At 65.0% G+C, this 7,273-nt stretch carries 6 protein-coding genes; 4 read left to right on the top strand and 2 right to left on the bottom strand.

The features are described 5' to 3' along the window. Nucleotides 1–49 precede the first annotated feature (49 nt). The 3 genes from menE to AACR77_RS08645 all read left to right on the top strand — a co-directional run bounded on the left by menE (nt 50) and on the right by AACR77_RS08645 (nt 5,448). On the top strand, nt 50–1,450 hold the full coding sequence (gene menE / locus AACR77_RS08655) for an o-succinylbenzoate--CoA ligase (RefSeq protein WP_042880830.1): 1,401 nt from the start codon (nt 50–52) through the stop codon (nt 1,448–1,450). Between the two features lie 176 nt (nt 1,451–1,626). Beyond that, nucleotides 1,627–4,374: a collagenase gene (locus AACR77_RS08650; protein ID WP_042880837.1), complete on the top strand. Its 2,748-nt coding sequence runs from the start codon at nt 1,627–1,629 to the stop codon at nt 4,372–4,374. Nucleotides 4,375–4,530: 156 nt separating this feature from the next. After that, nucleotides 4,531–5,448 (top strand): SanA/YdcF family protein, encoded by a 918-nt coding sequence (locus AACR77_RS08645; protein WP_042880829.1) that lies wholly within the window; start codon nt 4,531–4,533, stop codon nt 5,446–5,448. Nucleotides 5,449–5,496: 48 nt separating this feature from the next. Here AACR77_RS08645 and AACR77_RS08640 read toward each other — a convergent pair whose 3' ends face one another. Then, nucleotides 5,497–6,111, bottom strand: a complete 615-nt coding sequence (locus AACR77_RS08640) for a superoxide dismutase (protein ID WP_042880836.1) — start codon at nt 6,109–6,111, stop codon at nt 5,497–5,499. Between the two features lie 23 nt (nt 6,112–6,134). Beyond that, nucleotides 6,135–6,560 (bottom strand): hypothetical protein, encoded by a 426-nt coding sequence (locus AACR77_RS08635; RefSeq protein WP_042880834.1) that lies wholly within the window; start codon nt 6,558–6,560, stop codon nt 6,135–6,137. Between the two features lie 293 nt (nt 6,561–6,853). On the opposite strand from AACR77_RS08635, the gene AACR77_RS08630 reads away from it, so the two are divergent. Then, nucleotides 6,854–7,273, top strand: a 420-nt coding sequence (locus AACR77_RS08630; protein WP_042880832.1) for an esterase/lipase family protein, incomplete at its 3' end; no start/stop codon positions are given.

Genomic DNA, 7,273 nt, shown 5'->3' with positions numbered 1-7,273 from the left:
TCACAGTGATCCGGGCAGGATGGACCCCCTGTTTCACCGTGACTGACCCATGGTGACCCGTCAGATCCCACGGCAGGAAACCTGCCCGGTACGACGCTGGGCGACACTGGTCCCTCATCGCATTGCCATCCACAGCGGGGAGCCTCTTAGCTACCAGCGCCTCGACCTGCGCCTCAACAGCCTGTGCAATCAGCTCGCCCGGGCCGGGCTGGAACGGGGAGATCATCTCGCCGCCGTGGTGCGCGGCGCCCTGGAGGATGTGTTGCTGGCCTGGGCCTGCGTGCGCAGCGGCATCGTCTTCTGCCCCCTCAATCCCGCCTTTCCGGCAACCAGACACAGCGAACTGGCGAGCCAGCTCGAGGCCCGGGCATTCTGGTCGGCAGGCGAGATCCCGGCGGGCGACTGGCAAGCCCTCAGCCTCGACTTCACGGACGAGCTGGCCGCAGATGGGGAGTTCCCGCTGGTACCCGACCAGCCGAACAACATGATCCTCACCTCGGGATCCAGCGGTACCCCCAAGGCGGTGGTCCACCGCCTCGCCAACCACCTCGCTTCGGCCCGGGGTTCCGCCACCCTGATCCCCCTGGACGAAGCCTGCGGCTGGCTGCTCTCCCTGCCGCTGTTTCACGTCGGCGGTTACGCCATCCTGTTCCGGGTCTTCCTGGCAGGAGCCGCCCTGGTGCTGGACGATCGCACCCGGCCCCTCAAGGCGCGGCTAGAGGATCAGCCCATCACCCACCTCTCGCTGGTGCCGACCCAGCTCTGGCGCCTGCTGACACAGGGGTTCGACCCATCCCGCACCCGGGTGCGAGAGCTGCTGCTCGGGGGCGCCGCCATCCCGGCGCCCCTGGTCAACCGGCTGACCGCTCTGGGGCTGGAGCCCAAGGTGAGCTATGGCCTCTCCGAGATGGGCAGCCAGGTCTGCACCGGGCAACCCTGCGCCGCCGGCGTGGTGGGTCGCCCGCTGCCGGGGCGGGAGGTCTGCATCCGCCAGGGGGAGATCTGCGTGCGCGGTGAGACCCTGTTTGCCGGCTATTTCAGGGAGGGCGAGCTGGTGCGCCCCCTCGATGAAGAGGGCTGGTTCCACACCCGGGATAAGGGCCGCCTCACTCCGGGGGGCGATCTGGTGGTGGAGGGGCGGCTCGACAACCTCTTCATCTCGGGGGGGGAGAACATCCAGCCCGAGACCATAGAACAGCGGCTGGTGGATCACCCCGCCGTGGCCCAGGCCCTGGTGGTGCCGGTGCCGAGCGACGAGTGGGGGCATAGGCCCGCCGCCTTTATCGACTGGCTCGGGGCCCCCGTTTCTTATGCCGAACTGGCCGCCTGGATCAGGGTGTCGTTACCCGGCTTCATGGTGCCGGACCAGTGGCATCCCTGGCCGGATCTCGGCGGCAATCTGAAACCCTCCCGCACCCTGCTCGCCCGCAGCTTGCGACAAGAGGAGTGACGCCTCCCCCATATGGGGCGCAGTCCTTGCTATCAACACAGCCCCCTTTGGGGCTGTTTTTATGTTGTTTGCTCCCGAATGCATCATTCCGCTGCGCCATCTGGCCAATTGATATTCCTTTGGAGCCCAATACCCTCTCTGGTCCCCACGCCTCTCCATCCACCAAAGGGATCATGATGAAGCACCTCTCTCCCCGGCTGCTGCTCCTGGCAGCCCCCGGTCTGCTCGCCACTTCGGCGCTGGCCAACTACTCCCCCTCCGACTGGCAACAGTATCAACTCAAAGGCGAATCCAGCCGTCAGCTGGGGGATCGTCTCACCGAAGTGACCTTTGAACTGAGCGCCCGCAGCGGCGACGCCCCTTATCAGCAGTTGAGGGTGTATCGCCGCTTCGACTGGCGCGATGCCAACCTGGCCGCGCTGGCAGAGCAGCAGTGCGGCGAGCCGCAACTCAAGATCGAGCAGGGCTGGCAGATCCGCTACCTCAGCTGTGAAGAGGTGGTACCGGCCGGCAAGGCCGTCCCGGCCAGCAGCTATGACTATGGCTACGGCATGAAGCAGGGCCGCTGGGAGCCGCTGGCGGGCACCCCGACCGCGCCGCGTCAGGATCGTCTACCGCTGGCTGAGCGGGTCATTCTGGGTCACAGCGAGCAGGAGCTGGATCGCTGTGAGCTCAACGCCGAAGGTCGCTGCGCCGAGCAGGCATGGCAGTACCGGCCGCAAAACTGGCAGCAATTGAAGGTGCTGGAAGAGACCCCCAACGAACGGGATGGTCGCCTCGAGCAGATCTTCTTCCGCCTGCAGCCCATCGCGGGCAGCCAGGCCGCCAAGCAGGTGAGCGAGTTGCACGTCTGGCGCCAGTACACCTGGTTGCTGGACGAGATCAAGGCCCAGCAGGAGTGCGATGAACCCCAGACCCGTCAGGAAGAGGACAAGACCATCAGCTATCGGGTGTGCCGTCAGACCCTGCCCGCCGGCAGCGAAGTGCAGGTGGTCTTGAAGGACACCGGCTATCAATACCCGGTGGGGGGCAGCGAATGGCAGACCCTGCCGGAAACAACCGAGTGGCAGGAGAACCGGGTGCTCAACCGCCCCATCGTGCTGGCCAGCAAGGAAGAGCAGCTCGACTGTCGCCGTGCCGACGGCCGCGCCTGCTCCGAGCCGGATCTGCCGGGCACCGAACTGCTGGACGCCGAAGCGGCCAGGATAGTGCAGGATGCCAGTGGCCAGCCCGCGCCGGTCTGGCAGGAGAACTATGGTCACGATGACACCAAGCTGCTGGCCGTGTCCCGCGGCATCCAGAGCCTGCTGGCGGCCAATCAGCCGGCTCATCCGGCCATGAAGCTGCTGCTGGAATACGTGCGTGCCCACAACTACCACAACTACGGCAAGCACAAGGAAGACGGCCCGGCCGCCGCCGAGGCGCTGGCCGAGGCATTGACCGCGCTCGGTGCCCATCCGCTGCTCTTCCCGGAGCAACCCACCGATGAGGTGGGCTCCGTGATCGGTGCCTGGAGCATCGCCCTGCACGGTCAGTTCAAGAGCCCGGCAGTGCAGAGCCGTTTTGGCACCCTGCTCGGCGAGTTCAACCAGATGCTGGCCTACAGCACCCGCCATGCCAGCGAGATCAACGGTCAGCACGCCTGGGCAACCGGCCTGTTCGATCTGCTCAACTTCCTCGACTTCGCCAGCGACTACAGCGACCCCTTCGCCAACGACTTCCGAGCGCAGGATGGCGAGCTGCGCAAGCAGCTGCACGCCCTCGGCATGAGCGAACTCGCGTTGTGGCAAGGAAGGGATGGCGCCGATCTGTTCCTGCTCAACAACGTGCTGGATGCCTACACCCGTCTCTACCGGGTCGCCCGCTATACCCGCCCGGACGAGCTCGACGGCTACCGCAAGCTGCTGGATGACTCCGTCATCGCACTGGTTCGCCACCACGACCTGATCCCCGGTGGCCAGCAGAGTCAGGACCTGCTGGAAGACATGTCACTGACCCTCTCCACCTACTACCTGACCTACACGGACCGCACCAGCGAAGCCTGCATCAGCGGTGACTTCGCCGGGCTCTGCACCCCTGTCCGGGTGGAGGACGTGCTGCCGTTCGAGCACACCTGCTCGCCGACCCTGCGCCTGCGGGCCCAGGATCTGACCATGAGCCAGGCCGAGGGGATCTGCCGTGAACTGGGTGCCGAAGAGCAGCAGTTCCACCAGCAGATGGAGACCGGCTGGCAGCCGGTGGCGGATGATCACAACGAGGCGCTGGAACTGGTGATCTTCGACTCCTCCGCTGACTGGAAACGCTACGGCAGTGCCCTGTTCGGCGGCGTCTCCACCGACAACGGCGGTATCTACCTCGAAGGGGATCCGGCGCGCCCCGGCAACCAGGCCCGCTTCTTCGCCTACGAGGCGGAGTGGAAGCGCCCTGCATTCCAGGTGTGGAACCTGCGCCACGAGTACGTGCACTACCTGGACGGCCGCTTCAACCAGTACGGCAGCTTCGGCCACTACCCGCTCAACCGCACCACCTGGTGGTCGGAAGGGCTGGCGGAGTTCATCGCCCACGGCCAGTGCTTCGCCCGCGGTCTGGACAACGTCACCGGCCGCCCGGCCAGCGATCGTCCGGCCCTCGCCGACATCCTGCACCTGGATTACGACAAGGGCGGCGAGATGGTCTACTCCTGGTCCTACACGGTGCACCGCTTCCTGAACGAGACCGGTCGCGGCGCCAGCTGGCTGGCCATGGCCCGGGCCCTGCGAGGCCCGGATCGAGAGCAGGCCATGAGCGCCTTCGAAGCCGAGCTGGACCAGCTGATTGCCAATGACAGCGAGGCCTACCAGCAGTGGCTCGGCCGCGAGCTGCTGCCCTGGTGGGAAGCCAACAAGGACTCCGACGAGTGCAAGGCCAACGACTCTTCCCACTGAGAACGAGACGGCGATGACAAGGGGCGGCCATGGCCGCCCCTTGTTTATGGCGCCGTTTGATAAGCCCGGGATCCTGGCGCGCGCTGCGACAACCTCTGCCCGAGTGAGCCCCTGCGCCGCCATCAAACCTGACGCGCCACAACAACTTGTAATAGAATGGCCCCCTGTCTTCTCTTACTTCAGACCCGAACCGCACCGCGCATGAAGAAGTTTGCCAAGATCCTGCTCGCCTGCCTCTGCCTGTTGCTGGCCTCCATCGCCGCCCTGCTTGGCTACAGCGAGTGGACCGTCTCGGACGCCCGTCACTACACCTACGACGACGTCAACGCGGTGCCCTACAACCGGGTCGCCCTGGTGCTCGGCACCTCCAAATACCTGATTGGCGGCAGCCCGAACCACTACTTCAAATACCGGATCAAGGCCGCCGCCGAGCTCTACAACAACGGCAAGGTGGACTACATCCTGGTCTCCGGCGACAACGCCACCGTGCAGTACAACGAACCGCGCCAGATGCGGCGGGCCCTGATCCAGGCCGGCATCCCGGCCAACGCCATCTACAGCGACTACGCCGGCTTTCGGACTCTGGACTCCATCGTGCGTGCCAAGGAGGTGTTCGGTCAGGCCCACTTCACCGTGGTCTCCCAGGCCTTTCACAACGAGCGCGCCATCTTCATCGCCCGCCATTTCGGCATCGAGGCGGTCGGCTTCAACGCCGTGGATCCCAGCGCCTATCAGGGCATCAAGACCCGGGTGCGCGAGGTGTTCGCCCGCCTGATGGGGCTGCTGGACCTCTACGTGCTGGACAAGGGGCCCAAGTTCCTCGGCGAGCCCATCGTCATCGGCGGCCCGGTCCCCTGCCAGGCGTTGAGCACCATAGGGGCAAGCCAGCCCTACCTGCCCATTGCACCGCCCCCTCATCAGCCGAAGGCCAAGCAGGCAACGGCCGTGAGCGCGGCAACCGCCACCAGTGCAGCGGCTGCAACCAGCGGTGCACCAGCCACCAGCGCAGCCGTGCCGAGCGAAGCAACACCCGTGGATAATCCGGCTGCCAGCAGCGCGCCGACCCCTCAATAGCAGAGACCCGCCAACAGGCGGGTCTCTTTCATCAGGTGAAATGGGGCGTCAGGCCAGCGCCGCCACGTAACGCCGTGCCACCTCGTCCCAGTCGATCACGTTGTAAAACGCGGCTATGTAGTCGGGACGCTTGTTCTGGTACTTGAGGTAGTAGGCATGCTCCCACACATCCAGCCCGAGTATGGGGGTGAGCCCCTCCATCAGGGGGCTGTCCTGGTTCGCGCTGCTCACCACCTGCAACTTGCCGCGCCCATCGACCACCAGCCAGGCCCAGCCGCTGCCAAAACGGCTCAACGCCGCCTGGGTAAAGGCCTGTCTGAAGGATTCCAGCCCACCCAGATCCCGCTCGATCGCTGCGGCCAGCTCGCCGTCCGGCTCGCCGCCGCCCTGCGGACTCATCACCTGCCAGAACAGGCTGTGGTTGGCGTGACCGCCGCCGTGATTGCGCACCGCCCCCTGCACCTGGGCCGGCAGGCTGTCGATACGGGCAAGCAATGCCTCCAGCGGCAGGGCAGCCAGCTCCGGCAGATCGGCCAGGGCGGCATTGAGGTTGTTGATGTAGGTCTGATGGTGACGGCTGTGATGGATCTCCATGGTCTTTGCATCGATATGGGGTTCCAGCGCGTCATAAGCGTAAGGAAGGGCTGGCAGGGTATGGCTCATGTTCATTGTCTCTCCTGTTGGGCTCAATGCAGTTGATGGGCAGAGCCGGTCTGACACAGACATTGACCCAGGCTGCGCTGGATGCCGTCGTGATGACCGTGTTTGCCCAGAAAGGCGAGCAGCTCGGTACGGGTGCTGCGGGCGTGGCGAACAGCCGCCTCCCGCAGGGCAGCGGAACTGGTGGGGGACTGGCTGGTGGCCAGCAGGCAATCATGGATGTGACACAGCAGGTCGGCGGCCCGATCCGGCAGGGTCATGGCCACCAGCAGATCCGCCAGGTTGTGATGGGCCACCACCAGGGCCGCCACCGCTTCGTCGGCATCGTGCCAGTCGGCAAACTGCTGGCGGGCAAGCCACAGCGCCAGCTGATAGCAGTCGAGCGCCCTGGCGTACTCCCCCGCATCGAAATGGCGGTTGCCACTCAGGGTCTGCGCTTTCCAGTGCGCCATGCTGCTGTCCGCTCCGGTGGTACCGACCCACCCCTTCACCCAGGTTCCCGTCATGACTCGACCACTCAAATGATAATAATTATTATTTAACTTATTTAATGGGCAGACACAAGGAATAGTTGGTGCCGCCTTTTTTGCCCATATGGGTAGGGTTTTTCTGCAATCCCCGGTTTAGTGATCCCACCCACAGATACATTTGAGTTCAGCTACCATGCTGCCGGTACTGGCATGAGGCCGGTGGCTGCCCCGGTGACGACCAGAATGCAGCCGGTTTTTTCACAAGGACGGTGAAGATGAAAAGATGGCTATTGATGCTGTTGTGCGCCCTGCCCATGCTGGGTCAGGGCGCCGGTTATACCCAGACCCGCTACCCCATAGTGCTGGTGCACGGTCTGTTCGGTTTCGACAAGCTGCTCGGGGTCGATTACTTCTACGGCATCCCCCAGGCCCTGACCCGGGATGGCGCCAAGGTTTACGTGGCCCAGGTCTCCGCCACCCAGAGCTCGGAGCTGCGCGGTGAACAGCTGCTCAAGCAGGTGCAGCAGGTGCTCGCCATCACGGGGGCGGAGAAGGTGAACCTCATCGGCCACTCTCACGGTGGCCCCACCATTCGCTACGTCGCTTCGGTCGCCCCCGAGCTGGTCGCCTCCACCACCAGCGTGGGCGGGGTCAACCATGGCTCGGAGATCGCCGACCTGGTGCGGGCCAAGGTG

The organism is Aeromonas sp. ZOR0002 (assembly GCF_963866995.1).
Taxonomy (GTDB): domain Bacteria; phylum Pseudomonadota; class Gammaproteobacteria; order Enterobacterales; family Aeromonadaceae; genus Aeromonas; species Aeromonas caviae.
This window is presented reverse-complemented; position numbering and strand designations above follow the sequence as displayed.

Excerpts from the sequence above, each read along its gene's own strand:
- menE (WP_042880830.1), top strand. The coding sequence starts at position 50 with ATGGTGACCCGTCAGATCCCACGGCAGGAAACCTGCCCGGTACGACGC.
- AACR77_RS08650 (WP_042880837.1), top strand. The coding sequence starts at position 1,627 with ATGAAGCACCTCTCTCCCCGGCTGCTGCTCCTGGCAGCCCCCGGTCTG.
- AACR77_RS08645 (WP_042880829.1), top strand. The coding sequence starts at position 4,531 with ATGGCCCCCTGTCTTCTCTTACTTCAGACCCGAACCGCACCGCGCATG.
- AACR77_RS08640 (WP_042880836.1), bottom strand. The coding sequence starts at position 6,111 with ATGAGCCATACCCTGCCAGCCCTTCCTTACGCTTATGACGCGCTGGAA.
- AACR77_RS08635 (WP_042880834.1), bottom strand. The coding sequence starts at position 6,560 with ATGGCGCACTGGAAAGCGCAGACCCTGAGTGGCAACCGCCATTTCGAT.